This is a genomic window from Paenibacillus sp. FSL R7-0340, assembly GCF_038002205.1.
Taxonomy (GTDB): Bacteria; Bacillota; Bacilli; order Paenibacillales; family Paenibacillaceae; genus Paenibacillus; species Paenibacillus polymyxa_B.
In genome coordinates this window covers 4,957,622-4,980,672 of the sequence record NZ_JBBOBY010000001.1, presented here as the reverse complement: position 1 = coordinate 4,980,672, position 23,051 = coordinate 4,957,622, and the positions used below count along the sequence as shown (strand labels likewise).

General features: G+C 47.6%; 27 protein-coding genes and 1 riboswitch. Of the genes, 17 read left to right on the top strand and 10 right to left on the bottom strand.

The genetic code is table 11. The annotated features are described in order from the left end of the window. Positions 1–97: 97 nt before the first annotated feature. The gene (locus tag MKX59_RS22165; protein WP_340858945.1) at positions 98–931 is read left to right on the top strand and encodes an AraC family transcriptional regulator; all 834 of its coding nucleotides are present in this window, start codon (positions 98–100) and stop codon (positions 929–931) included. A gap of 112 nt (positions 932–1,043) precedes the next feature. Here MKX59_RS22165 and queF read toward each other — a convergent pair whose 3' ends face one another. From queF to MKX59_RS22135, 6 genes are all read right to left on the bottom strand, one after another. After that, entirely contained in the window at positions 1,044–1,541 is a 498-nt protein-coding gene (queF, locus tag MKX59_RS22160) for a preQ(1) synthase (RefSeq protein WP_013309106.1), read from the bottom strand. Between the two features lie 423 nt (positions 1,542–1,964). After that, positions 1,965–2,828: a 7-carboxy-7-deazaguanine synthase QueE gene (gene queE / locus MKX59_RS22155; RefSeq protein ID WP_340858944.1), complete on the bottom strand. Its 864-nt coding sequence runs from the start codon at positions 2,826–2,828 to the stop codon at positions 1,965–1,967. Continuing rightward, the gene (queD, locus tag MKX59_RS22150; protein WP_053324813.1) at positions 2,821–3,312 is read right to left on the bottom strand and encodes a 6-carboxytetrahydropterin synthase QueD; all 492 of its coding nucleotides are present in this window, start codon (positions 3,310–3,312) and stop codon (positions 2,821–2,823) included. The genes queE and queD overlap by 8 nt, the downstream gene beginning before the upstream one ends. Further along, on the bottom strand, positions 3,305–3,988 hold the full coding sequence (queC, locus tag MKX59_RS22145; RefSeq protein WP_068938506.1) for a 7-cyano-7-deazaguanine synthase QueC: 684 nt from the start codon (positions 3,986–3,988) through the stop codon (positions 3,305–3,307). Before queC ends, queD begins: the two co-directional genes overlap by 8 nt. A gap of 134 nt (positions 3,989–4,122) precedes the next feature. Continuing rightward, positions 4,123–4,166, bottom strand: a riboswitch (PreQ1 riboswitch). 79 nt (positions 4,167–4,245) lie between these two features. Further along, entirely contained in the window at positions 4,246–4,950 is a 705-nt protein-coding gene (locus MKX59_RS22140; RefSeq protein WP_013309110.1) for an AIM24 family protein, read from the bottom strand. A gap of 25 nt (positions 4,951–4,975) precedes the next feature. Further along, entirely contained in the window at positions 4,976–5,416 is a 441-nt protein-coding gene (locus MKX59_RS22135) for a hypothetical protein (protein ID WP_340858943.1), read from the bottom strand. A gap of 313 nt (positions 5,417–5,729) precedes the next feature. On the opposite strand from MKX59_RS22135, the gene MKX59_RS22130 reads away from it, so the two are divergent. From MKX59_RS22130 to MKX59_RS22120, 3 genes are all read left to right on the top strand, one after another. Beyond that, positions 5,730–5,885 (top strand): hypothetical protein, encoded by a 156-nt coding sequence (locus MKX59_RS22130; RefSeq protein ID WP_023987366.1) that lies wholly within the window; start codon positions 5,730–5,732, stop codon positions 5,883–5,885. A gap of 223 nt (positions 5,886–6,108) precedes the next feature. Then, positions 6,109–6,876 (top strand): hypothetical protein, encoded by a 768-nt coding sequence (locus MKX59_RS22125; protein ID WP_069081218.1) that lies wholly within the window; start codon positions 6,109–6,111, stop codon positions 6,874–6,876. A gap of 71 nt (positions 6,877–6,947) precedes the next feature. Further along, positions 6,948–7,931, top strand: coding sequence for a helix-turn-helix transcriptional regulator (locus MKX59_RS22120; protein ID WP_023987368.1), 984 nt, complete (start codon positions 6,948–6,950; stop codon positions 7,929–7,931). Between the two features lie 40 nt (positions 7,932–7,971). On the opposite strand, the gene MKX59_RS22115 is transcribed toward MKX59_RS22120, so the two are convergent. The 4 genes from MKX59_RS22115 to MKX59_RS22100 all read right to left on the bottom strand — a co-directional run bounded on the left by MKX59_RS22115 (position 7,972) and on the right by MKX59_RS22100 (position 11,893). Continuing rightward, complete coding sequence (locus MKX59_RS22115) at positions 7,972–8,643, bottom strand: 3'-5' exonuclease (protein ID WP_023987369.1); 672 nt, start codon at positions 8,641–8,643, stop codon at positions 7,972–7,974. A gap of 243 nt (positions 8,644–8,886) precedes the next feature. Then, positions 8,887–10,788 carry a 5'-nucleotidase C-terminal domain-containing protein gene (locus MKX59_RS22110; protein ID WP_339201597.1) on the bottom strand — a complete coding sequence of 634 codons (1,902 nt, stop codon included), beginning with the start codon at positions 10,786–10,788 and terminating at the stop codon, positions 8,887–8,889. 194 nt (positions 10,789–10,982) lie between these two features. Next, entirely contained in the window at positions 10,983–11,408 is a 426-nt protein-coding gene (locus tag MKX59_RS22105) for an ImmA/IrrE family metallo-endopeptidase (RefSeq protein WP_076264415.1), read from the bottom strand. 11 nt (positions 11,409–11,419) lie between these two features. Continuing rightward, positions 11,420–11,893, bottom strand: a complete 474-nt coding sequence (locus MKX59_RS22100) for a helix-turn-helix domain-containing protein (RefSeq protein ID WP_339201599.1) — start codon at positions 11,891–11,893, stop codon at positions 11,420–11,422. 332 nt (positions 11,894–12,225) lie between these two features. Here MKX59_RS22100 and MKX59_RS22095 point away from each other — a divergent pair, with 332 nt between their 5' ends. The 13 genes from MKX59_RS22095 (at position 12,226) to MKX59_RS22035 (ending at position 23,051) form a co-directional block, all read left to right on the top strand. Further along, positions 12,226–12,702, top strand: coding sequence for an ArpU family phage packaging/lysis transcriptional regulator (locus MKX59_RS22095; protein ID WP_013309118.1), 477 nt, complete (start codon positions 12,226–12,228; stop codon positions 12,700–12,702). A 470-nt stretch (positions 12,703–13,172) separates the two neighbouring features. Then, entirely contained in the window at positions 13,173–14,033 is an 861-nt protein-coding gene (locus tag MKX59_RS22090) for a hypothetical protein (RefSeq protein ID WP_339201601.1), read from the top strand. 10 nt (positions 14,034–14,043) lie between these two features. After that, the gene (locus tag MKX59_RS22085) at positions 14,044–14,262 is read left to right on the top strand and encodes a hypothetical protein (protein ID WP_013309120.1); all 219 of its coding nucleotides are present in this window, start codon (positions 14,044–14,046) and stop codon (positions 14,260–14,262) included. A 2-nt stretch (positions 14,263–14,264) separates the two neighbouring features. Beyond that, positions 14,265–15,731 (top strand): phage tail sheath family protein, encoded by a 1,467-nt coding sequence (locus MKX59_RS22080; RefSeq protein WP_023987375.1) that lies wholly within the window; start codon positions 14,265–14,267, stop codon positions 15,729–15,731. Between the two features lie 122 nt (positions 15,732–15,853). Continuing rightward, complete coding sequence (locus MKX59_RS22075; protein WP_013309122.1) at positions 15,854–16,261, top strand: phage tail tube protein; 408 nt, start codon at positions 15,854–15,856, stop codon at positions 16,259–16,261. Between the two features lie 76 nt (positions 16,262–16,337). Further along, on the top strand, positions 16,338–16,772 hold the full coding sequence (locus MKX59_RS22070; protein WP_007429164.1) for a phage tail assembly chaperone: 435 nt from the start codon (positions 16,338–16,340) through the stop codon (positions 16,770–16,772). 176 nt (positions 16,773–16,948) lie between these two features. Next, positions 16,949–18,721, top strand: coding sequence for a hypothetical protein (locus MKX59_RS22065; RefSeq protein WP_340858941.1), 1,773 nt, complete (start codon positions 16,949–16,951; stop codon positions 18,719–18,721). 36 nt (positions 18,722–18,757) lie between these two features. Beyond that, complete coding sequence (locus tag MKX59_RS22060; RefSeq protein WP_076295027.1) at positions 18,758–19,402, top strand: LysM peptidoglycan-binding domain-containing protein; 645 nt, start codon at positions 18,758–18,760, stop codon at positions 19,400–19,402. Then, the gene (locus MKX59_RS22055; RefSeq protein WP_076264410.1) at positions 19,399–20,376 is read left to right on the top strand and encodes an XkdQ/YqbQ family protein; all 978 of its coding nucleotides are present in this window, start codon (positions 19,399–19,401) and stop codon (positions 20,374–20,376) included. The genes MKX59_RS22060 and MKX59_RS22055 overlap by 4 nt, the downstream gene beginning before the upstream one ends. After that, the gene (locus MKX59_RS22050; protein ID WP_014280222.1) at positions 20,369–20,776 is read left to right on the top strand and encodes a hypothetical protein; all 408 of its coding nucleotides are present in this window, start codon (positions 20,369–20,371) and stop codon (positions 20,774–20,776) included. Before MKX59_RS22055 ends, MKX59_RS22050 begins: the two co-directional genes overlap by 8 nt. Continuing rightward, entirely contained in the window at positions 20,769–21,233 is a 465-nt protein-coding gene (locus tag MKX59_RS22045; RefSeq protein ID WP_028543145.1) for a DUF2634 domain-containing protein, read from the top strand. The genes MKX59_RS22050 and MKX59_RS22045 overlap by 8 nt, the downstream gene beginning before the upstream one ends. Beyond that, positions 21,233–22,384 carry a baseplate J/gp47 family protein gene (locus MKX59_RS22040; RefSeq protein WP_053324822.1) on the top strand — a complete coding sequence of 384 codons (1,152 nt, stop codon included), beginning with the start codon at positions 21,233–21,235 and terminating at the stop codon, positions 22,382–22,384. The genes MKX59_RS22045 and MKX59_RS22040 overlap by 1 nt, the downstream gene beginning before the upstream one ends. Next, positions 22,377–23,051 carry a YmfQ family protein gene (locus MKX59_RS22035; RefSeq protein ID WP_340858940.1) on the top strand — a complete coding sequence of 225 codons (675 nt, stop codon included), beginning with the start codon at positions 22,377–22,379 and terminating at the stop codon, positions 23,049–23,051. Before MKX59_RS22040 ends, MKX59_RS22035 begins: the two co-directional genes overlap by 8 nt.

Sequence of the window (23,051 nt, the reverse complement as noted above, 5' to 3'; positions counted from 1 at the left end):
ATTTTACTATCGGTATAGTATGAGTATTAGTATAAGAGTTTATTGCTTAATATAGAATACAGATGGATCACTCATGGCTGGCTGATGAGGTGTAGTGATGAAAAAAATATATGAACATATCGAAATAGACAGAAAAAAAATAATTAACCTTTTTATGTTCCAATCCAGAGATACAGAAAGAGTCATTCCTATGCATTTTCACAGCAATATGGAGTTGATCTACTGTACAAGTGGAAGTCTAAAGGTGTGGCATGAAGGAAAAATAACTATTTTGATGGAAAAGGATGCGCTATTCATTAACAGCAATGTCCCGCATTCCACGCAGAGTATTACGGAGAACCAAGTCATTGTGCTGCAATTTCCAGACACTTTCTTTGCCAATGAACAAGTAATCATCCAATTAAACACGCAAGAGAAACAAGTTGAAGATACTATAATCTCTAAATTAAGAGGATTGTTTATGGATATATATGATCTACATATTTCCAAAAGCAAATACGACTACATTTTAGAGCAAAGCCGAATTATTGAACTGAAATATTTGCTTGTCAATCATTTTAGTCAAGCAACAGACATTCCACCGGAAGTATTTAGTGAAAAGCAACGAAAGATAAAGACAATCATGGACTTTATTAAAGAGCATTATACTGAAAATATTAGCCTGGCCAAAACGGCCCGTATCTGCGGTTATTCGGAGGCTTATTTGTCGCGAATGTTTCATGAATATACAGGCCAGACGTTTACCGAATACAAGCAAATTCTTTGTTTGGAGAAGGCGATCGATTTACTGGATTCAACCAATAAGTCACTTACAGAAATTTCTTACGAGGTGGGGTTTCCAAACGAGAAATCTTTCAGAAAGGCTTTTAGAGAAGTTATGGGTAAAACACCGTATGAATATAAAAAATCAAGATTTGATCTGGATGTGTAACGCCACGAGCATGCACAGCATCCTTTCAGTACAACCAAGGGGCTGTCCCTTGTCATTTGATGACTTTAGGACAACCCCTTGATATTTACGCTATGTCAGAAGAGTTATTAGCTTAACGGTTATCGATCTTTTCCGGGTACATATCATGGTTCATCATGCGGTGCTCCGCTATCTGTTCGTACTTCGTTCCTGGCTTGCCGTAGTTGGTGTACGGGTCGATAGAGATGCCGCCGCGTGGTGTGAATTTGCCCCATACTTCAATGTAGCGAGGGTCCATCAGCTTAATCAAGTCATTCATGATGATATTGACGCAGTCTTCATGGAAATCGCCGTGGTTACGGAAGCTGAACAGGTACAGCTTAAGGGACTTGCTTTCTACCATTTTAATATCGGGAATGTAGCTGATGTAGATGGTTGCAAAATCAGGCTGTCCTGTAATCGGGCACAGGCTGGTGAACTCCGGGCAATTGAACTTTACAAAATAATCCCGATACGGATGTTTGTTATCAAAGCTTTCGAGAATGGCGGGATCATAGGCAAACGTGTATTGTGTGCCTTGATTGCCAAGCAGGGTAACGTCGGTCATTTCTTCGGGTGTTCTTCCGGTCATTGGATGGGGCTCCTTAAGTTTAGTTTGGTAAAAGAGAGAGGGAGTTATGATGATGGGGAGGTCGCTCCGCGAAGGATTTGAGCTTCCGATCGCTGTTGAAATGGGATTCTTTCTGATAAGATGAAAGATATAGGTTAGAATCCCATTTCAAAGGCGAACGCTAACGCTTCTACAGCTTCAAATCCTCCGCTTCGCTGCCGACCGCCGTCACCACCATAAAGTCCCTGCTCGTTTATCTGTAGGCTGGGATAGAAGAGAATAGTGCTCGCTCCTATATGAAAGGAGCGAGCTTGTTGAGAACCCCGTCCTCACGGACGAGGGTTTCTCTTGTTTTGTAACTTGGGTGTCGAGGGTGTACTTCGACTAATTTGGCGTATCTTGTGTATCACATACAGCCTATACGGAATATATTACATATAAGTGTTATACGCCGCGTTTGTTGCCCCATACGAGGGTGTGGAGCTGTGGGAGTACTCTTACGTCGTTTAGTCGGGAATCGTCCATGACACGGTCGATAAGCCATTCATAACGATGGAGTAGGGACTCCGCAATCTGTCCGGTGTTCTCCGTGTTCACATCTGGATTACCCGTCTGGAGGAACAGCGGTACGTGTGGATAGCGCTCGTGAACGATGCGGGCATAGGCAAGATCGGTGTCATCGAAGATGACGACCTTCAAGCTGCAAGCTCCGGTATAGAGCCGCGCAGATTCATTAGCGGGTTCCTTCAAGCCTGGTGCGGTTGGGACGTTGGACGTAGCTCGGGACTCACTAGCCATCTTCCGGTTCGATAGACGGGCGACGATATCATCCAGCACGTCCCAGTTGGTCGTCATACCAGAGCTGGGCGGCTTCGGGGATAGGGTTACCTCATCGATATCGTATAGCCATTCCTGCCAACGGGAGCCTTGTGTTTCGACAGCGGTGGCAATGCCTTGGCTGCGCAGCAGGGTAATTAGCTCCCAAAGCTGCGGTAGCAGGGCAGGATTGCCTCCAGAAAGGGTCACATGCGAAAACCGTTCGCCACCGATGGCCTTCAGCTCCTGCCAAATGTCAGTGGCACTCAGACGACGGATCTGGTCCTTGGCGCTTCCGTCCCAGGTAAAGGCGGAGTCGCACCACGAGCAATGGTAATCGCAGCCTGCGGTGCGAACAAACATCGTTTTACGACCAATGACCATACCTTCGCCCTGAACAGTGGGACCAAACACCTCTAGTACGGGAATAGGGGCTAGTTTGGTGCCGTGGGAGGCTGTCATGGGTTGGTGAGTCGTCACGGCATTACTCATCGAGCATCCACTCCCGTCGGAACTCGGCGTAGCTGGTAGGTGTCTCGAACAACCGTACAAACTCGGTACGTCCACCTTCGACACGGTTGCAGTATGCATCCGAGGTCAAGGCTGACTCCATTTGTTCAAAGATCCAGACGACCATATTCTCCGCCGTTGTATTCATTGGAGGAAGCGTCTCATTCAAGTAACGGTGGTCCAGAAAAGGCTCAAGCCGCTCTTTCCAGATCGTTTTGATGTCACCAAAATCCAGCGTTAGACCCGTTTCGCCCGGTATACCGCTTATGCCAAACACGACGATATAGGTATGTCCGTGCAGATTTTTGCATTTGCCTTCGTAGCAGTGCAAATGATGTGCTGCATCGAATGTAAATTGTTTGCTGACTAGTACACGTTTGCGGTGATAACGCAGCTGAGAGTGCTCAATGTCTGTCCCGAACTGCTGGAGCTTGTCGACAATGCGAAAAGTACCTGGCTCACGCATGACCTTCAACTCCTTGGGATGAAGCTCCGCGCACCGCGAGATACTGCTCGAGTCCAGCACGGCGAAGTTTGCAAGCAGGGCATTCGCCACAGCCATCGCCAATGACGCCGTTATAGCACGTTAGTGTACGTGTTCTTACAAATTCAAAAGCTTTCAGCTCATCGGCCATGTGCCAGGTTTCGGCCTTGTTCAACCACATGAGCGGAGTATGAATCACAAAGGGATAGTCCATCGAAAGGTTCAGTGTGACGTTCAGCGATTTGATAAAGGAATCCCGGCAATCGGGATAGCCGCTGAAATCCGTCTCACAAACGCCTGTAATCAAGTGGCGCGCTCCTTTTTGCTTGGCGAGAACTCCCGCGAAGCTCAGGAACAGTAGGTTACGACCGTCTACAAAGGTGCTAGGCAGTTCGCCTTCCTGTTGAGTAATGTCAATGTCGGTGCGTGTGAGGGCATTAGGGGCTAGTTGATTAAGCAGGCTCATATCCAGTACCGTTTGCGGAACACCCAGTTCGCGGGCGATTCCAGCGGCTACTTCGATTTCCTGCTTGTGGCGTTGACCGTAATCGAACGTCACGGTTTCTACTTCAGCAAAATGTTTTTTTGCCCAGAATAAACAGGTTGTGCTGTCTTGGCCGCCGCTGAATACGACGACTGCTTTTTCGTTTGTAAACATAAAAAAACCTCTCGATCTTCTTGGAATGGTGCAAGACATGGAGTCTTGTCACTTGGAAGAAGGAGAGTTCTTGAACCGACTTCAACAAAAAACAGGCCTTGCCCCGCGAATTCATTTTTTTTGCGGAGGACAAAGCATCGTTAGTTTTTTATAGAGGGAGTTCGCGAACCTCTCCCATGCATGACGCATGGATTTTCTCCATTAGTATCTGCCATGAGGACAGACGGCTATAGCATTGTCATTATAGCATGGCAGGGCTATTTGATAAACACTCCACCAAATGGAATGACTTCCCGTAAAAATCGCTTGATCACGCCATCGTCGTTCATATCCTGTTGAAGCCGCCGATGATGTTCCCCAGCATGAAATAGTACGGTACCCTGTCCGGTCATTTTAAAATGATAGTTCATATGCTGGCTGGCCAGATGATTGCCGTACACGGTCAACTCCAGTTTAGCGTTTTCGGGATAGGCAATGACGCTGCTTGCATCCACATATATCGGCTCTGTCGGATGAAGCTGTTCTTGACATACCAATCCCTGCGTCAAAAGACCGATTTGACCAACACCATCGAATTTCATTTTTATAACATCGCGGCTAAACAACATGTTTTTCATGCTTAGCAGCTTGGTACGCATTTGAATACCGGAGCTGTACCAGAACAGGTTGCGAAAATCGTATAACAGATCATCGCTCCCTTCAAGCTTAATCATTTTTAGACTAAAGCCAGGCGGAAGTGCGGCAATTAGGCGACAAGCTCCTGTGAAATCGGCTTGAATCAGTTTGTGTTTGCGATACATGCCCTTAATATTCATCAGTTTATCACTACGGCCTGAGCTGGGTCCGCGGTATGCGATGATTTGCTGCGGATGCAGAACATGCAGCTTTTCTCCTTCCGCCAGATCGAGCGTTACGACCGAACCGACGCTTTCATCATGGTGTTGTCCTGCTTGTATGTCCATTCAGACCTTTCATCCTTTCAGACAGTTAGTACCTTCCCGAACGTCGACGCATCCCGTAACGCAACAGTCGGATACCGATAAAATAACCGGCCAGCAGAATTATAGCTGTGATGATGAGCATTTTATTTCGGTGTGAAGCCTGATCGCGCTGGGTTTGAAGATTTTTTAATTCTGTGACAGTGTCAGTCAGCTTGCGGTTTTGCTCCAGTAATTGGGCGTTTTGCTCCTGATAGGCCTCTAAGTTGTTACGAGCCTTTTCCAGATCTTCCTGTGTTTGTCGGTAGCTTTCCTTGAGCTGGTACACATCACCGGGCAACCGCGAAAATTGCTCGAAGCCTTGATACACATCATCCCAATAAGCAGCATGTACTTCGGGTACACGAGTTATCCCAAAAATAAACAAAAGTGCTATAGCAGTGCAGACAATGCGGCGGTACAAAGCAAAACGACAAGTTGGTCGTGCCAAGAGATGTTCCCCCTTTTGATAAACCAAGATGTTAGGTGATACAGATCATTACCCATATGACATGGTTACGTATAATATAACGATTCGGATGCAGATTTTAGAATAAATGGACGACAAATACGGAGAAAATGTTCTCAAAAAAAGTCGATATATTAGTTTAAGTGTACCTTAAAACGGGTATATCAAGGAAGCGGCAACATTCCGGCATTTTTTCCAGCATACGAGTAAAGAACGATCCGCACCTGATCAGGGCTTAAGTTGAATATATGAACTGAAATATATTAAAAATTGATATAGAAGGAGATTTTGCAAGATGAATGAGAGAGAACAAAACTATAAAACTTTAAAAATCACTGTAAATGGAAAGCCGTTATCAAAGGATCTCGTTGTAGATAGCACTACTTTTGCTCCTATATCTGATATTTGCACAAAAACGAAAGTTTCTTTAACAGAAACTACAATCTCATAAGTATAAATATAGAAGTAGACTATAAAATAGCCCGGCATATGCCGGGCTATTTTTGCGCATTTATGTAATTGAAATGGTTTAAAATGTTATTTACCAAACTAGGTCCCCCTTCATAAAGATTCCCATGTATAATTTTCACAATCAAACATACGTTCCCTGACAATATAGTGTCAGATAACACTGTTAATTTAGAGTTACATGTTCTTTTAGGGGGAATTTACCAGTGGTGAAGTCAATGCTCAATGTAACGTGCACATGGGACAAAGAGTCTATATCTGCGAATGGGTCCAAACAAGTAAATCTACTGATAGAATGGGGCTATGGAGCTATACGTAAAAGAAAAGGAAATCTAATACCGAAAGCAGCGGGATGTGACCTTCAACTCCAGTTCATTCCAGAAAACGGGGTAAGTCTATTAAAAGCTGAAGGGGTGAGGCTCGGTTTTAAACGCTCAGAAAACGGAGATAGCATGTTTGTTCACTGTGGTGATGTGCGGCGGGGAAAATATAGACAGGCTATTTTAACGTTTTCTATACCGGCTCACTCGTCCGGAAGACATACGATTGGAATGATGGAGTGGAGCTGGCGCAAGCCATCGCAGGAAAAGCGAACGCTGATCCGGACAGACCAGCTCTATATCCATTTCACGCATCATCTTGGTCTGCTGAGCATTCCATCCAACCCGAAGGTGGAAAAATACATAAAGCTGAATGAGACGTCCCCTATTGTAAAAAAAGCATTGCGTATGTACGAGAAAGGGGAATATGAGCGAGGGGCGTTCATCCTTACCAGACAAGCAGATGAATTACTTATACTTGCAGCAAGAAGCGATGACATGGACTACCTGCAGGAAGCCGAGTTAATTCTGGCCATACGCAATAAATGGAGTGGTACTTTTGTCTCATTCACAGCGTATAGTTCTAAGGTCATTTTTAATAAAGCAATATCGGTAGGAGATGTTCATTTTACTGAAAATGATATTTTAAGATAGGCAATTATGCTAGTTTATTTGTGTAATATAGTGAGTCTAATTTACTATCTTTTTGTAAAGGAGAGACTTCCTTGACTGATCGGTTGATACGTTTAATGCGGATTATTACTATTGTTCAGGCAAATCCGGGGATATTGGCAAGAGAGCTTGCCGAACGTTGTGAAACATCAGAACGTACTATATACCGGGATATGGAGGCGTTAAGCGCTATGCATATTCCGATTACGAATATGGGGCATGGAAAAGGGTACATTTTTATTAGTAATTTTGCTTTGTATCCTCTGAATTGGACGGAAGAAGAGGTAGAGGCTTTTACCAAGCTGGGAGAGATTATGGAAACGGTAAAGCCTCTTTTACCGCCAGCTTTTGAAAGTGCTTATGAGAAAGTGATGGCCTCTAGTCAGAAAAAAAAGATGGACCAGACGAGCTTCGCGCAGGAAATGAAAAATATCATCCGGCTCGGCTCGACACTTGATCGGGAAAACCAGCCCTATCTGCTCAGGCTGATTGTTTTGGCGAGTCTTACGCAGCAGACGATTGAAGCGGAATACAGCTCGCCTCAAAATGAAAATGTATCCCTAGTTCAGGTAGATCCTTATTGTTTGGTTCCGCAGGATCGGCGATTCTATATGCTTGGTTTTTGTCACAAGCACTCCGCTATGAGAACCTTTCGGATCAGCCGCTTTCGGAACATGAGAATTTTGCCGTATACGTTTCAAAAAAATACAACTGAAATGGAAATGTTTTTTAAAGGGACCTGGTCGGTGACCAAAGGAAATCAGAATATCCGGTTTGTGGTACGTTTTTCTGCCGAGTCTGTATATCGGGTCAAAGAAGAGGAGCTGTTCATCAAGCCTTTTCTTAAGGATTTGCCGGATGGAAGTTTGTTGTTTGAGGTGACGGTCAATCATGACCGTGAATTTTTGGATTGGCTCACTTCCTATGGAGCTGAGGCCGAGATCCTGGAGCCTTTACGGTACCGCAAACGAATGCAAGAAATGCTGCGGACCTGGGGAGCATTCTATTTCGATAAAAAGGCAGGAAATCAAGAATAACAGGGGGAGATCCCCCGGAACGGGCCGGGGAGCTATCCGTTTAACGGTCTTTAAACAGGTTGGCGAGATTGCCAAAAGGACTGTACTGCTCCTGTTCTTCTTCTGGTGAGGAGTAGACGAGCTTCGAGCCGCGGCTTTCCTCATCGTCAGCAGCATTATGAACTAATGTAATACGATCAAAATGGTACATGAAAACCTGTGCGGTGTTCACGGCATCATCCAGTGCCCGGTGTTGTTGACCGTCAAAGTCAATGTTGCACAATTCCAGCGCCTGAGACAGGCTCAACTGACGGTACTTTCCATTGGAACTAAACAGACGGGAAATCTGCTTCTGTATATCATTTGTATTATGAATCCATCCGAGATCTACATGATGGGTACGACAATGGGATACCAGCTTCTGACGGTCATCCGGGCCCCATGCGCATAAATAATAAGGGGAATCCGTACCGAGCCAGGCTATGAATTGCTTCACAGCTTCAGGGAATAGTGGGGCGGCATCAATGTCTCGTTGAGTAATACCCGTGAACTGAACGGTATCTGTAGAGAGTACAGGCCGATTCGAGGGCCTTACAAAACTGTGAAACGTATCCGCAACGTATAGGCCATCGTCTCCCTGAACAACTTTGACGGCACCGATATCAATGATTTCGGAGGAATATCTGGCGTTACGGCTAACGGTAAATTCAAGATCGTAAATAATGTATTGCATTTCTGGACTCCTTCCACACATATAACTGATCCCGATGGGTATCGGGACGAATGTTCTCTGCCCGAATGACTCTTCTCCATCATACCTCTCGGTTCACAACTTGTCAGCGGTTAAAAGGTTTGCTTTTAAAAAAAATATGCGATGTCCAAATGAGCTTGGACTATCGCATATCTAAAAACGCCTGACATACAGCAGCATCCGAAACCACTAGGATTCCGGACGCTGTTTTTGCTAGCTATTGAATTAGGCCGGGAGGTCTAACTTTTGTCCCGGATAAATGCGGTGAGGATTCTTCAACTTATTCAACTGCTGAAGCTGTTGCCAGGTGGTACCATGTTTGCGGGAAATGTCATACAGCGTATCCCCGGATTTCACAACATATACATGGCTATTTGTAACTTGTGCAGAGGCGGATGTCTGCTGTGGCTTGGCTGTTTGAGACTTTGCCGGTGCCGGTTTTGCGGGTGCTGGTTTCGCAGCCGGTGTAGGGACGGATTGCGGCTTTTCCTGCACAGGTGCGGGTGTTGCCGTTGAAGCAGATGGCGCAGCTTGTGTGGCAGGGACAGAAGTTTTACCATCAGCCTTGGCTTCTTGAATGCGACCGTCCGCTTGTACTTGCAGGCTAGCGGAGCCCACCTTTTGCATGTAGCGAATTAACGCTTCGTCAAGCGAGCCGAACATCCCTGCCTGTGGATATTTAGCGAACATCGTATATTGGTCACCACCTACGGCAGTAAAATCATTGGTGGCCAGTGTGTATGTTGCCTCAGGATCAAGTGTCTTTCCGCCGATCAGGATAGAATGAACACGGCTCCCTTTGGCTGCTGATGTGTCTATTTTGAACGAGATACCTGATACCTGTGGGAAACCTCCGCTTGGCTCTGGATAGGAGGCTGTACCATTTTCCAGTGCGGCCTGAATGTCAGAGCCCTTCACTTTCAGGGTAACGATCTGGTTGCCGAAGGGCAGCACAGTGATGATGTCTCCCTTGGTTACTGTCCCCGTCTTGATGGAAGCCCGGATGCCGCCACCATTCGTTAAAGCCACGTCTGCTCCTGAAACATCACGCATAGCATCGGTGAGCAGGTCACCGAGATTGGTTTCACTTGCACGTACCTTTTCGCGTGCTCCTTCCAGATCCACACTCGTTTGCGTTACAACCTCTTTAAGAATAGGTTCCTGGTCCTTTTGAATGGAGGCGATCAATGCAGCAATCTCAGCGTCGGGCTGAACGTCGACTGCTTGAGTCGAATCAATCAGCTTGGCTTGCTTTTGCGTAACCTTACCGCCGTCGACCCATAAGTCCACAACACCCAGATACTTGGTGTATTCACCTGCGCTAGCGATCAATGTACCATTGTCACTAATCAAGCCTTTTTCCAGAACGGTATGGCTGTGTCCATCGATGAAAATATCAATGCCAGGTACTTCCTTAACTACCTTAAGGCTGGTGTCCTTACTAGACGCATCCTGCCCCAGGTGACCAAGAACAACAACGACATCTACTTTGCTGCGGATTTCATCAACAGCCGCTTTGGCCTCAGCCGCAGGGTCGGTGAATTGAATACCCTCAACATTTTTGGGATTAGTCTTATATGCTGTTTCTGGCGTAGTCAAACCGATAATACCGATTTTAACGCCGTCCACTTCTTTAATAACATAGGGTTTGAACAAACTTGTTCCGTCTGTTTGTTTAATATTGGCGCTGAGCACAGGGAACTGAATCTCCTTACTTAGCTCAACAAGATGCTTCCAACCATAATTAAACTCGTGGTTACCCGGAACCATAGCATCATAACGCAGCTTGTTAATCACTTTCACAATGCTCTCGCCGTTAACCAAAGTAGCGAAGGTCGTTCCATGAACGGTATCCCCGTCATCTAGCAGCAGCGTATTGGGATTGGAAGCCCGATACTGATCAATGATACCCGCCAGCTTGGCGAATCCCATTTCCTTGTCGTTCGCGACCACGTGGGCATGGGTATCGTTCGTATGTAGGATGGTGATGTGTTTACCGCTGACTGGAGCCGTTGCCGTTCCCGCTGTTCCCACATTGGTTGCTGGGTCTGCTGCTGCTGTACCGAGACAACCAAGTAGAAGCGCGGCAGTCGTCAGGATCGACGAGAGTTTTTTCCATGAGTTCATGTTGTTCCTTCAACCTCCCATAAAATGAATGAATTAGAGAAACCGCTTACGACCACATTTTATCAGATGATTGTAAAAATAACTTCTATTTTATATCAAAGCACTAAAATTTTTTGAGATATCGGTTGTTAAATCCACCGTCTAGTTACCTATATTGTAGAGGAAGTAATAAACAGCAACTTATAGAATAGGAACTAATGTTCTGATTTATGGTCAAAAAAAAGGGCAGTCTCTTTGGGCAGCCCGATCCGGGGTAAATAGTGATCCAACGTTTCGTCAGCTAGTGGCGGTTTTCCCTCACTCAGCAAAAGCACGGCAAACCGATTGGCCTGCTGTTCAAATTTTCCTGGGGAAAAGTAGGAGTGCTCCTCCATAAAAAAGCGGCTAATGCCTTTATGCAGTCGGTCATGTCCCAATTCATGCGCACAGACGAACCGTTCCCATTCGGGTGTGAGGCCATTGTGGATAACGATAAATCTTCTACGCAGCTTGTGGTAATACAGCCCTTTGGTTGTGGGGCCTAGATCGCAGTATCGGATATGGATACCCAAAGCTTTCGCAATATCGAAGGGGCAGTTGGTACGGTATTTTCGGACAAGTTTGTGAATGAGTTCGTTCATACGCTCACCTACTATCCCTGATCTTTGCCCGCTTGGGGCTCTTTGGGCTTTTTATGTTTGTTCATCTGCTTGGCTTCCCAGAACAGACCTGTCAGCACGTCCTTGATCCGTTGACGGTCTTTTTCATCCAGCGGAATGCCATCGAACATTAATTCGTCGTCTTCCTCCAGCATTTTTTTAAAATCCCGGCGGTCTTTGGAGGTTGCCCATTCCGGCACAGTAGAACGATAAAGTTCATGTGGACTTTGCTCCATTGAATCATCGTCTCCCCAATATCCGGCGGCCTTCATCATTTCGGTATAGGATACGCTAAGCGCGTCCGCTATTTTGCGGAGAGTGGAGGGTTTGGGGATTCCGCGCAGTCCATTTTCAATGCGGGAAATTTGTGAATTGCTAATACCTGCAGCATCTGCCAACTGGTTGATGCTCCATTGTTTGTGCTCACGCTGCTGCTTTAAGTAAGTTCCGAATGCTGGCTGTTCCACAATGGGGGCTCCTTTCTGCAAGAGAATCATAGATATTAGTTTTATTATACCATTAGGTAAATAGTAAAAGCACGTAATATGCCAAAAGGCATAGGAAAATGAAGTGAATATCCTGTTTTTGGAGCTATACTGCTTTTTTTGACGATGGATACCTATCCTAAATAATGTTATGTTATACTCAAGATACGAACAAAAGGGGAACAAAATGTAAACATGAGCGTTTTTCTATTTCGGGATTTTGCAAAATTCGATTCCAGTCGCTTCGAAGTGCAAAATCCTCATTTAAAAATACATCATTGTCAAAAGGCATAAGATAAGGAGTGTTGCTTTACATGAGAAATAACTTACCCGAATTGGACCGTCGCAAAACGCAGAATGCATTGGAGGGTGTGTTTGAGAAATACCGAATTTATAAAACGATTACTTTTATGGATCGGGAGAGCTTTATTACGGCTGGCTATACGGATCGCCCGAACGGCCCAACGAATGTGACAAGCGATCCAACGGCCCGGACAGCCGTATATAATGTAGATGCTCCTGCCGCCCGCTTGGCCTACTGCGAAATGGTGGATGCCGTAGTGAGTCGCTTGAATGAACGCGAACAGCTGCTCATCCGTGAACGTTATTTAAAGGATGACGATGTGTTTGATTACAAGGTTTACAATTACGTACTGGACCCTCCGGTCAGCAAGGATACGTACACGAAGCTTCGTACGCGTGCTTTTTACAAAATGGCACTTGCACTGGCGGACCAAGGCGTTTTAAATTTGGCAGGCTTGCAGAAGGGCGCGGATCGAAAACTGGGTTAATGTAATAATTATCCACTTGTTCTCATTTCTATTTTAAAATGGTTTCCTAAAAGGCCTTGATTTCCTGTAATAACAGGGATCAAGGTCTTTTTTTATAATAGGAACATATGTTCTCTAAAAACCTCCCAACATCATCCCTAGTCTCTGCTTTTATCGTCCATTTCCCCGGCAACGCATTCGTTATTAGGGTGTAAGATTATATCATCGGGAATCAAGACAAGAGGACATACCGAAGACACACACAGTCAAACGTTAGCCGGCCATTAGGGCCGGTTTTTTCATGCGGTGATCGTCTCTGTCGGTTCCCGGGAATTCGTTGTACAGAAAGGAGGAGTCGTGTTGCCTAAGCAAGGGATGCTGCAATGCATGAGTACGAGGCTGCGCCGGATGAGAACGCGAAAGTGGAAAAAAGCCTGGCTGAATAGCCACAACATGCGAACGCAGGGGACGCAAAGGTGGCATGCCGCAGGATGAGACAAGCCTTTAAGCAAAAGCTCATTGAAATTATTCCAGCGCTGCAAGGGCGTGTATACGATGTTCAGCCACCGTCGCAGACGGCAGAGGAGCTGTATGCTGTTATGGCGCTGGGCGAGGAAATTTGGAAGTCTTCCTGGGCCGGCTATCGGCAGGTTGTTCGCATCAAGCTGTACGCAGGACAAGCCGGGCTGGCGCAGGCTGATGTATGGGCGAATGCCCTGATTGCCGGGCTGCACCGGGAACCAGTGACAGGTGCAGGTGAGGATACATCGGCTTTTACCGCGCACTATTTGGGTGTGCGGGATGCAGAAAAGCTGGACACTGTTACGGGCAAGGCCTATAGAACGCTGCGTTTTGGCGTGTATGTGCCTGAGACGGAAGGTGGTTCGGCCGTTCCAGCAAACGGTGCTACACAGCCGGAAGAGTGGCTGGCCGCGCTGGTCCGCTGGACGCGGAAGCAACTGGGCGAAACGTGGTCGGTATACGCCGACGCATGGCCAGCACAGCCGGGCCGGCACGCGGTACTATGGCGGATGAGCGGCTGCGAAACTAGGATGGCGGGAGCCTCCATGTATGAGCTGCGCAAACGGTTCATCGGGCATATTACCGCCCCAGACACCACTGAAGAAAACCGCGCAGCTTCCGCACTGATCGAGGGCTTTGCCGCTCAAATCCAGCTTCCTCTTGATCAGGACAAGGGCCGTTATATGTCTACAGCTGAAGCTTCAGCTGATTTGCAGGCAGATGCCATTTTAGACGGTCAGCTTCGACTGATGCTAGTACAGCGGCGAATGCGCCCAGCCGAGGAAGCGGCGTTGATTCGCAGAGTGGAAATTCATCCTATTTTGAAATGAGGTGGTCCGAGTGACCTTGGAAAACCATGAGAAGGCCCCGGTATATGCCGGGCAGGAAGCAAGCGGCCCCCGCTATACGCTGGAGGAGCTAAAGGAGCACGCAGAACAATTGTTTTCCGTGAAAGAAGAAGTGCTGGCAGGCGCCTTTTTTGGCACACAGGACAAGCTGTTTACAGTAGCAGAAGCACACACTAAAATCGAACAATTTATGAAAGCGAAGGTGGACTAATTATGGCAGGCGGAACATGGGAAAACACGAATAAACCGGTATTGCCGGGTTTGTATATGAATTTTCAGGCAGCAGCAGCTTCAGCAATTCAAGGTGGGTCGCGTGGTACGGTCGTTGTACCCGTTAAGGCGAATTGGGGCCCTGTACGTGAGTTTGTAGAGATCGGCAGTGAAACGGCAATCAGCCAAATCTTTTCCGGTGACAGTCTGGACGGTGCGACCGCGTATTCGACGCTGTATCTGGCTTTGCTGGGCGGTCCGAAAAAGCTGCTAGCCTACCGTTTGGCAGATGATACAGCTGCTGAAGCATCTGTGACGCTGAAAAGCGGCGGTGCGACCCCGGCGGATGTGCTGCGCCTGAAGGCTTTGTACACAGGTAGCCGCGGTAATGGTTTCGCTGTAACTGTACAGCCAACTTTGGGTGATGAGCAAGCTCGTGAGGTGCGCCTCTATGAAGGAACCAAGCTGCTCGGCACGTACAAAGGCAGTGACGGTACAGCAGCCTCTATTGCCAAGGCCATGAACGAGAACAGCGAAAACGTATGGGTGAAGGCCGAGGTTGTTGGCGACGGCGGCATTCCGGTGGATGTCAGCGGCGTACACCTCACTGGCGGCAACAGCGGCAATAGCAAGTTGGTTAATGCCGATTACATCGCGATGCAGGAGGCACTTGAAGGACAGGAATTTAATGTCTTGGCTCTGGATTATGCAGCTGATCTGGCATTGCTGCAAAGCTTTGCTGCCTGGATCAAGCGTGTCCGCAACGAAGGTAAAGGCGTAATCGCTGTATTCGGCGGTTCTGCGGCAGATGATGTGTCCAAAACAGCCGTCAGCTTGGCCTCTGCACGTTCCCTGGCGCTGAACCATGAAGGTATCGTGAACGTCGGTACAGGCGTACGTCTGGCAGGTACGGACTACAGTTCCGCCCAAACGGCTGCTTATGTAGCCGGGCTGATTGCAGGCCAACGTCTGAATCAATCGGCGACGTATGCGGTTACGCCTTTTGAGGATGTAACCCGCCGCTGGACACGTTCCGAGCAGGAGCAGGCAGTCCGTAATGGTGTCTTCCTATTGTTCTTCGATGGTCGTCAGGTCAAAGCGCTGCGTGGCATCAACAGCTTGGTGAACCCGGCTGCTGGACAAAACAATGCATGGAAGAAAATTCGTTCCATCCGTGTCATGGATGCTATTAATGCTGACTTGCAGCGTGCAGCCGAAGAGACTTACATTGGCAAAATCAACAACACGGTGGAAGGTCGTCTGGCGCTTATCGGTGCGATCAAAGAATACCTGGCACAGCTGTCGCTGAGCAACGTCATCGAAGCAGACGGCTACGATGTCATTCTCGACCCAGCTTACTACGGAGATGCGCCAGTTATCAAACCGGAGCCGGATCAAGTGTTCCTGCAATGGAACGTGAAGCTCACCGACGTGATGGAACAACTGTTCGGCACATTTTACGTGCAATAAATAAGCATTTTACGTGTATAAGCAATTCGCAGGCAATCAGCAGAAATGGTGTAGCTTGTTAACAACGAGGATTTTGTGAAATCCCGAACTATATTATGAATCATTTTGAGGAGGAAAAAGAAATGTTGGATGCTTCAAGAGTCATTTTAGGTACGTATGGTCAGGCGCATGTGGACGGGGTGTGGCAGACGAATATCAACAAGCTGGAAGCCAGCGTGGAAATGGAAAAACGCGAGCTGAATCTCGTGGGCAATGAGTGGAAGGTGCACAAGCGCGGTATCAAAAAGGGAACGGGAACAATGAGTGGCTACAAGGTCACATCCGATATGATTCGTCGCGGTTTTAACCGTTTTGAGATTATTACTAAATTGGATGATCCAGAAGCCTTCGGACATGAAAGTATTCGTCTCATTCGTTGCACTGCTGACAAAATCCAACTGGCCAACTGGACAGCAGGAGAAGAAGTACAGGAAGAAACGACCTTCACCTTTGAAGGTTATGAGCTGCTTGATCCGATTGTAGCAAACTAAATTGGAAGACGGGGGATGGGATGCTGTCAAGCGTTCCGTTCCCCAAATACAAATGAACAATAAGGGAGAATGACTTATGAGCTTGAATGAGAATATGACAGAAGAACAAATTTTGGACAGCCTGTTTGAAGCTGCTGAAAAACTACCTGAGGAAACGGTCCGCATCAAGCGCCTCGACATGAAAATTGTGCTGCACGGCCTGACCTCCAGTAAGGTGGACAGCATTCGTGAACGCTGCACGATTCGACGGACTGTGAAAGGTGCAGTGGATGAGAAGGTAGATACTGAAACGTTCAACGCCTTGTTGATTTCGGAAGCTACTGGAAAGCTGGAAGTGAAGGGCCTGTCCCTTAACGGTTGGGGCGATCCCCGGATTACAAGCCGCTTGAAGCTGTCCGGTGGCGAACAGTCTGTCCGCCGTATGCTGCTGGCGGGTGAACTGGATGCAGTAGGGGATAAGGTGCTGGAACTGTCCGGTTTTGGTGTTGAGATTGCTGATCTAAAAAACTAATCAGCTCCGGGGGAATGACGACGATGCTGTACCACTTGTGGGTCCGGCACCACCTCCGCCCCGGAGACTTTTGGCGGCTTCCCCGTGGTGAGCGCATGCTGCTGCTGGCGTTTGCCGAACAGGAAATGGATAGCATAGCAGCTTCAAAAGCATAAACAAGGAGGTGAACATGATAGATGGCAGAAGCATTAAATTACCGCATGAACCTTGTGATCGATCCTAAAAACGTCATTAAGGCGAACAGAGAATTACGTGCAATGGAACGTTATTTTGAGCGGATTCAAGGACGTGTGTTGAAAATCGGCCGCACCCGCATGGCCCCGGAAATTGTGCTGAACGATATGGCTTCTAAAGGCTTGGATAATCTGTTGAATAAGATTAACCGGGTCAAATCCCAGATTATTAACGCCTCAGGGAATGTAAATGTGAAGGTGAATAGCGGCACTGCTAAAGTAGGTCCGGTTAAGTCTGATAACAACCTGAGTACGGTTTTGAAAGCAAATACTACTGCTGTAGAGGCCAATACGGCCGCTATTGCGGATTTAAGTACTAAGTTAGGCTCTCTGAAACTCGGTGGTGAAACAAAAGAAGAAGAGCCTAAAGGTTTTTTTGAAAATCTCAAAGACACCCTCGGAGGTGTCAAAAAGTTTGGCGAAGGAATGAAGGGATTTTCTGAATTAAAGGAAAAAAGAGGGGTATTTAGAGCTGAGTGGGATAAAGTTAAATCAGCAGGAGGAACTACAAGAAGGCAAAAATTAGCTAATGGTGCAAGAAAAATATGGGAAAACAGGGCGGCATTGGGGAAGGCTGGTGGTGAAGTTCTTGAAAGTTTCGGTGGCACTGGAGACATGTTAGAAGGGGTGATGGATGTTTTTAAAGGCGGCGGTGGAATAATTGGGAATATTAAAAGCGGTGGCAGTGCTGCTATAGATGCAGTTTCTAGCGCCGCTTCTAGCATTATAAACCCAAGCACTGCTGGTGCAGCTGAGGAAGCCGGATCAGGCCTATTCAAAAACCTTCTAAAAGGTGGAGCGAAAAAACTATTGGGACCTTTAAGCTATGGAATGGATATTGTGAACATCGCGAAGGCTACCTCTGGTAAAGAACGTGCAGAAGCTATCGGTTCCACAGTTGGTGGGACTGCTGGTTCTGCATTAGGCGGAGCTATCGGTTCATTTTTGCTTCCGGGTATTGGTACTGTGGTTGGTTCTACACTTGGGGGTATGGCGGGAGACTTTGTCGGTGGGAAAATTGGTGGATTAGTCTCAGATTATGGTCCAGCCATGATGGACAAAGCGAAGTCCGCTGGTAAATTCCTTGGAGAAAAAGCTTCCCAGGTTACAGGCTGGCTTTCTGATAAGGCTGGAGATTTTGGTAAAGGCTTTTCTGATTTCTTTTCTTTTGGTAAAAAAGATGAACCTAAGAAAGAGCCAGCTAAGCCTCCTGAAGCTCCTAAACCAGCAACCTCTAAACCAGCAATCCCACCTCATTCGAATTTAGGTAAGTCATTTGAGCCCTTAACGCCTATGGCTATAAATTATAGTGCTAGTGCAGTTGCAAACGTACCTCCGCAACCAGGCGTAAAAGGTGTTCCTAATCCTTACGGACCGATGGCTATAGTTAACCAGGGAGTCAATCCAAACCCACTACTGAATACTGCGGCTCATGCGAACAATGGAGCCAAAGCTAAAGGCAAAGGTAATGGTAATCCGACACCTCAAGTAGTACAGATCAGTCCTGAACAAATGGGAACACTGTCTGGCTTTTTGAAGGATTTTAAAACGGAAACCACCAACCAATTCAATCTTCCTGCGGGGGCTGTACAGGTCACTGTACATGAGAACAAGCTGGATGTGGATGGGCTTATTACGCAAATTGGCTACCGTCTCAAAGCTGAAATTCTGCGTGCAACGCAGAATACCAAGCCAGCAGGCGCTGGAGCTATGTAATGGAGTAGATGGTAGCAACGGGGAAGGAGGAAAGAGATGGAATTTAGTTTGACAGATGGTAAAGGGAAAAAATTTCAGTTTCCGGTGAATCCTGAGGAAGTGACGATCTCACGGCAAAAGGGATTTGATACAACGACGATTTTATCCTATGGGGAGTTTGACTTCCCACAAGGGGAGAAGGTGAAGGAAATCTCCTTCTCTTCTTTTTTTCCGAAAGAATACAATCCAGCGTATTGCACATACGAAGATATCCCTGATCCGCAGGAGGCCATGAACACGTTGAATGGCTTTTTGTTATCCAAGAACCCGCTACGTTTTATTATTACGGAGACAGCCGTGAATGTGCCAGTAATTGTGGCATCTCATAATTCGATCTTTCGCGGCGGCGAGTATGGGGATGTGAATTTTGATCTGTCACTGCGGACCTGGAGTGATATGAAAGTTGCCAAAAAAGCTGGTGGCACAGGAAGTAAGGCGGCTGTGGTCAACAAAAAGCCCCGCACAGATATGAAAGAAAAGAAAAAAACATATACGGTTAAGTCCGGGGATTCCTTGTCCAAAATTGCCAAGCTGGAGTTGGGCGACAGTTCGCAATGGAGTCGTATTTATCAGCTTAACAAAAAGGTCATTGGACAAAATCCGAATGCAATTAAACCGGGGCAAAAGCTGGTGCTGTCATGAGTTATAAAGTCATTTTACAGGATAAATATGATTTGTCGCCGCTTGTGGAGAACATTAATTTGAGGGATTCACTGGAGCAAATCGCCTATCAGGGAACGGTCAATCTGGTCGTTACGTCGGATATGCCGCCCATTTCTCCAGGGATGTCGATCCGGGTTAGTGGGATTCCTTATGGCAAAAAGGATTATGTCCCCTTGTTGTCCCCTGCAGTGATCTGGGAAGTAGAAACCTCTAACAACGGGCTCAAACGTATGACGCTGACGTTATATGACCGTACGGTGTATTTGGACAAGTCCGAGGATGAATATTTACTTCCTGCCAAGCAGACGGCTACTCAGCGTTTTCAGAAGTATGCTAGGGACTGGAAGCTGAAAATCGCTTCATTGCCAGATACGAAAAAAACGCTGGGACGCGCCGTATACCGCACACAGTCCATTTATTCTATGATGCTGGGAGATCTGCGCGAAACGGCAAAGGCGGGGGGGAAGCTGTATCATCCACGGATGATTTCTTCAGGGCTGGAGCTGTACGAGCTGGGAACGAACAAAGATGTGTATATTTTGGAGAGAGTGACTGATACGACACAGTCCCGTACGCTGGAAGGTGCGGCCACAAGAGTGAAGGTACTGGCTACGGCTGCCAGTGAATCAGGCAATGAGGTACCATCCAAGGTGATGGCGCTTGAGGAAAAGGACATTGCCAAATATGGGACACTTCAGGTGATCGTGCAGGATGACGAGGTCAAGTCTGGGGCAGCAGCACGTGAGTTGGCCAAAAGTAAGCTGAGAGGCATACAACAAACGATATCGGTAAATGCACCGGATATGAACACGATCCGAGCAGGAGACGCGGTAATGTTAGGCTCCATAAAGTTGTTGGTCATTTCAGTGAGCAGGGAATTAGGTAACCCCGGCAGTATGTCGCTGGAGCTCGGAACGTATGACGATGTAAAAAGGAGGTTTTACCTTGAATAAGGACCCCTATGGGCATTTGGCTACTGCGCTGCAATCTTCTTTTCATAAGCATACCAAGCAAGCACTGAGTGGGGTAGGCGCGGTACTAGGAACGATCACCTCCACGGGACTCAAGCTGGACGATTTTAAACATGAGCTTCAGGATTATCTGGTCGCGGAGCTGCCGGGACTGCTATCTGTACCACGTCACATGTACAAAGGTACCTCCACCGCAGTGGAATCGGAGAATTGGGAAGGCAAAGAGCTGAAAACTTCCTTTTATATCGGGGAGGATGAGCTGGAGGATGTGAATCTCAGTTTAAACGAAGGCCTTAAGCCTGGAGATCGTGTGCTTGCGGTTCGGGTGAATAGCGGGAATGATGTGGTGGTCGTGTGCAAGGTGGTGAGTGGACGTGGCTAATTTATTTCCCGAAACAGATGATATGATCTGGACAGACACGGATATGACCGACCCGGATGTACTGGAGGATAATCGCGCAGTATTTGGGCGAAGCTGGCGGTTTGATTTTGAAGCCGGTGAGTTTGTTATGAGCCCTAGTCGTAAAATCGTGACTACAGGTGAGAAGGAAGCGTGGGTACAGTGGTGTGAAAAAGCGATTCGCACTCCTCGCTACCGGCATGTGATCTATTCGCCTGACTATGGGAGTGAGCTGGAGGAGCTGATTGGCAGCAGCTATGGGCACGGTGTGCAGGAAAGTGAAATTAAACGTATGGTCACGGAGGCGTTATTAGCAGATGCACGTACGGCTAGTGTGGATCAATTCACGTTTCGCTGGGAAGGTGAGGCATGCCATTTTAGCTGCCAGATTACGAACGTGCGAGACGAAACGGAAATTGTGGAAAGTGTGGTGATCTAATGGCAGACTTGCCGGAATATTTGGTAGACCAGACGGAAGAGGAAATTTTAAATCGGATGCTGGAAAAAGTGCCTTCGGACATGGATAAGTCCGAGGGCTCTTTTATTTGGGATGCGCAGGCGCCGGTAGCGTTTATGCTATCCGAAGCGGCAATCTGGGCGCAGGAGTTGCTGCGACGGGGCTTTGCCAGCACAGCAGCCAGCGACAACCCGGATTTTCGTTCGCCGGAGCTGGATTTGCGGACAGCAGAGCATGGGGTGACACGGCGAGAAGCAGTTGCTGCCTCAGGTATGGTCACGTTCAAGGGCACAGCGGGAACGACCGTCCCGGCGGGAACGTTGGTGGCGACTCCGGCAGATGATGTATCCGGGGAAGCTTCTATTGAGTATGCAACCACGGCATCGGTCACGCTGGATGAACAAGGTGCCGGGGAAGCGGCTATTCGGGCGGTCAATCCCGGGCGTAGCGGCAATGTGCCTGCGGGTGTCATCCAAGTGATGGCAACCCCGGTTAGCGGGGTTGCCTCTGTGATCAATACGGAGGAAACCAAAAGTGGCACAGACGTTGAGAGCGACCAGCTGTTGCTGGAGCGTTTTTATGCCAAGGTGCGGAACCAGGGCACCAGTGGCAACAAGGCGCAGTATACCCAGTGGGCGAATGAGATTGCTGGAGTGGGTGGCGTGGAAGTAGTTCCTCTCTGGAAAGGGCCGGGAACCGTAGGATTATATGTGCTGGACACGGATAAACGCGCGGCCAGTCCGGATATCGTGGCTGCGGTGCAGAAGTATATTGATCCGACTCAGGATGGACAAGGCGAAGGGCTGGCACCAGCGGGCCCTGTGGTGACGATCATGCCAGCGGCAGAAGTGGAGATTAACATCTCAGTCAAGGTACAGCGTACCAAAGAGAAGCCGTCCACACTGGATGAAATCAAAAAGCTGATCGAAAGCGGTGTGCGGACGTATTTGAAGCAGCTTGCTTTTTACAAGGAAGACCCGTTGGTACGATATACCCGGATTTCTGCTGTGCTGCTGGACATTCCGATCATTATTGATTTTTCTGAACTGAAAATCAATGGACAGAGCAATCAGAATATTGAGATTGGATCAGGTCAGGTGGCAGTGCTGGGGACGGTGAGCGTTAGTGAGTAACAATGGAACGAACAGTTTTGAAGATTTATTGAACAATCCAGAGCAGGAAAAACGTGCAAACCGTATTGACAATTTTGTTAATCGGGTAACTATAGCGGGAGATACATTGGGCCAAATGAGCAGCGAGCGGGGACGCGAGCTGCTTTCCTATTTGCCTGCCTATTATGAAACCTCACGTGTAATGCGTTCCGATATGGATGCTAAAGGAAGCGAATTGGACGCTTTGTATCTTGCAATGGATGCAACGGTGGGACAGTTTTTCGTACGTACCGCCACGTGGGGGTTGGAACGCTGGGAAATGGAGCTGGGGATTGAAACCGATCTGACGAAGCCATTGGACCAACGGCGTGCGGTGGTGGAGTCGAAGCTGCGAGGGGCAGGAACTTTTTCCGGCCGGCTTGTCAAAAATGTAGCGGAGGCGTATGACGGAGGCACTGTAGATGTTATCTTTCATCCCGCCGAATGGGGATTTACCGTCAAATTTATGGATACCATCGGGATTCCGCCTAACGTGGAGGATCTTAAAGAAGCCATTGAGGAGATCAAGCCCGCCCATATGGCGGTGGAGTACAAATTACGCTACCTGACCATTGCTGAAGTTGAGTCTATGACCCTCTATGAAAATGAACATACAACCCAGGATAGATATTTAGGAGGTGGCACATAG

What these genes read in the sequence shown, in the direction of transcription:
- MKX59_RS22165 (WP_340858945.1), top strand. Translation starts at nt 98, where the DNA reads ATGAAAAAAATATATGAACATATCGAAATAGACAGAAAAAAAATAATT.
- MKX59_RS22130 (WP_023987366.1), top strand. Translation starts at nt 5,730, where the DNA reads ATGAATGAGAGAGAACAAAACTATAAAACTTTAAAAATCACTGTAAAT.
- queF (WP_013309106.1), bottom strand. Translation starts at nt 1,541, where the DNA reads ATGACCGGAAGAACACCCGAAGAAATGACCGACGTTACCCTGCTTGGC.
- MKX59_RS22055 (WP_076264410.1), top strand. Translation starts at nt 19,399, where the DNA reads ATGAGTTATAAAGTCATTTTACAGGATAAATATGATTTGTCGCCGCTT.
- queC (WP_068938506.1), bottom strand. Translation starts at nt 3,988, where the DNA reads ATGTTTACAAACGAAAAAGCAGTCGTCGTATTCAGCGGCGGCCAAGAC.
- MKX59_RS22140 (WP_013309110.1), bottom strand. Translation starts at nt 4,950, where the DNA reads ATGGACATACAAGCAGGACAACACCATGATGAAAGCGTCGGTTCGGTC.
- MKX59_RS22075 (WP_013309122.1), top strand. Translation starts at nt 15,854, where the DNA reads ATGTTGGATGCTTCAAGAGTCATTTTAGGTACGTATGGTCAGGCGCAT.
- MKX59_RS22110 (WP_339201597.1), bottom strand. Translation starts at nt 10,788, where the DNA reads ATGAACTCATGGAAAAAACTCTCGTCGATCCTGACGACTGCCGCGCTT.
- queD (WP_053324813.1), bottom strand. Translation starts at nt 3,312, where the DNA reads ATGCGTGAGCCAGGTACTTTTCGCATTGTCGACAAGCTCCAGCAGTTC.
- MKX59_RS22115 (WP_023987369.1), bottom strand. Translation starts at nt 8,643, where the DNA reads ATGCAATACATTATTTACGATCTTGAATTTACCGTTAGCCGTAACGCC.
- MKX59_RS22065 (WP_340858941.1), top strand. Translation starts at nt 16,949, where the DNA reads ATGGCAGAAGCATTAAATTACCGCATGAACCTTGTGATCGATCCTAAA.
- MKX59_RS22105 (WP_076264415.1), bottom strand. Translation starts at nt 11,408, where the DNA reads ATGAACGAACTCATTCACAAACTTGTCCGAAAATACCGTACCAACTGC.
- MKX59_RS22080 (WP_023987375.1), top strand. Translation starts at nt 14,265, where the DNA reads ATGGCAGGCGGAACATGGGAAAACACGAATAAACCGGTATTGCCGGGT.
- MKX59_RS22095 (WP_013309118.1), top strand. Translation starts at nt 12,226, where the DNA reads ATGAGAAATAACTTACCCGAATTGGACCGTCGCAAAACGCAGAATGCA.
- MKX59_RS22070 (WP_007429164.1), top strand. Translation starts at nt 16,338, where the DNA reads ATGAGCTTGAATGAGAATATGACAGAAGAACAAATTTTGGACAGCCTG.
- MKX59_RS22040 (WP_053324822.1), top strand. Translation starts at nt 21,233, where the DNA reads ATGGCAGACTTGCCGGAATATTTGGTAGACCAGACGGAAGAGGAAATT.
- MKX59_RS22060 (WP_076295027.1), top strand. Translation starts at nt 18,758, where the DNA reads ATGGAATTTAGTTTGACAGATGGTAAAGGGAAAAAATTTCAGTTTCCG.
- MKX59_RS22090 (WP_339201601.1), top strand. Translation starts at nt 13,173, where the DNA reads ATGAGACAAGCCTTTAAGCAAAAGCTCATTGAAATTATTCCAGCGCTG.
- queE (WP_340858944.1), bottom strand. Translation starts at nt 2,828, where the DNA reads ATGAGTAATGCCGTGACGACTCACCAACCCATGACAGCCTCCCACGGC.